Annotated in this window: 1 protein-coding gene; it reads left to right on the top strand. The window is 65.6% G+C overall.

What is annotated here, in order from left to right; translation table 11 throughout:
• Nucleotides 1–66: 66 nt before the first annotated feature.
• Nucleotides 67–1,344, top strand: a 1,278-nt coding sequence (locus tag AC4LGL_RS33885; RefSeq protein WP_491842605.1) for an IS256 family transposase, incomplete at its 3' end; no start/stop codon positions are given.

Below are 1,344 nucleotides of genomic sequence, written 5' to 3' on the forward strand. Positions count from 1 at the left end.
TGATCATCACGGAATCAGGTATTCGATCAAGACCGGCGTTGGCGCGCTGGTTGGGAAGGTACGCCCATGCTCACCGTAGTTCACGATGCCGAGGAGGCCAACGGCGGCGAGGCCGGCCGGTCGTTGTTGGACGAGATCGTCCGCGACGGAGCCCGGCAGATGTTGGCCGCTGCCCTGCAGGCCGAGGTCGCCGCGTACGTGGCCGCATTCGCTGATCAGCTCGACGAGAACGGTCACCGACTGGTGGTCCGCAACGGCTATCACCAGCCGCGTGAGGTGCTGACCGCGGCCGGTGCCGTGCAGGTGAAGGCGCCGCGGGTCAACGATCGCCGTGTCGACCCCGATTCTGGTGAGCGGCAGCGGTTTTCCTCGGCGATCCTGCCGGCCTGGGCACGCAAGTCCCCGCAGATGAGTGAGGTGCTGCCGCTGCTGTATCTGCACGGCCTATCGACCAGCGACTTCGGGCCCGCACTCGAGCAGTTCCTCGGCTCGGGTGCCGGGTTGTCGGCCACCACGATCACCCGTCTGACCGCGCAGTGGCAAGACGAAGCCCGTACGTTCGCTGCCCGGGACCTGTCCGGCAGCGACTACGTCTACCTGTGGGTCGACGGCATTCACCTCAAGGTCCGCCTGGACCAGGAGAAGCTGTGCCTGCTGGTGATGCTCGGCGTGCGCGCTGACGGCCGCAAAGAGCTCGTGGCGATCACCGACGGCTATCGGGAGTCATGCGAGTCGTGGGCGGATCTGCTGCGCGACTGCAAACGACGCGGCATGACCGCCCCAGTGCTGGCCGTCGGCGATGGCGCGCTCGGGTTCTGGAAGGCGGTGCGGGAGGTATTCCCGAAGACCCGAGAGCAGCGCTGCTGGTTCCACAAGCAGGCCAACGTCCTTTCCGCACTGCCGAAGTCAGCGCATCCGGCCGCGCTGGCGGCCATCAAGGACATCTACAACGCCGAAGACATCGACAAAGCTCAGGTCGCGGTCAAGGCCTTCGCGGTTGCCTTCGGCGCGAAGTACCCGAAAGTGGTCGCCAAGATCGTCGACGACCTCGATGTCCTGCTGGAGTTCTACCACTACCCCGCCGAGCACTGGATCCATCTGCGTACCACGAATCCGATCGAATCCACCTTCGCCACAGTGCGTTTGAGAACGAAGGTCACCAAGGGTCCGGGATCGCGGGCCGCTGGATTGGCCATGGCCTACAAGCTGATCGACGCCGCCCAAGCCCGTTGGCGGGCCGTCAACGCCCCACATCTGGTCGCCCTCGTCCGCGCCGGAGCGGTCTTCCACAAAGGCAAACTGCTCGAACGGCCCACCGACATCACCCCACCGACACCACCGTCA

The sequence above is a fragment of the Mycolicibacterium arcueilense genome, assembly GCF_058536225.1.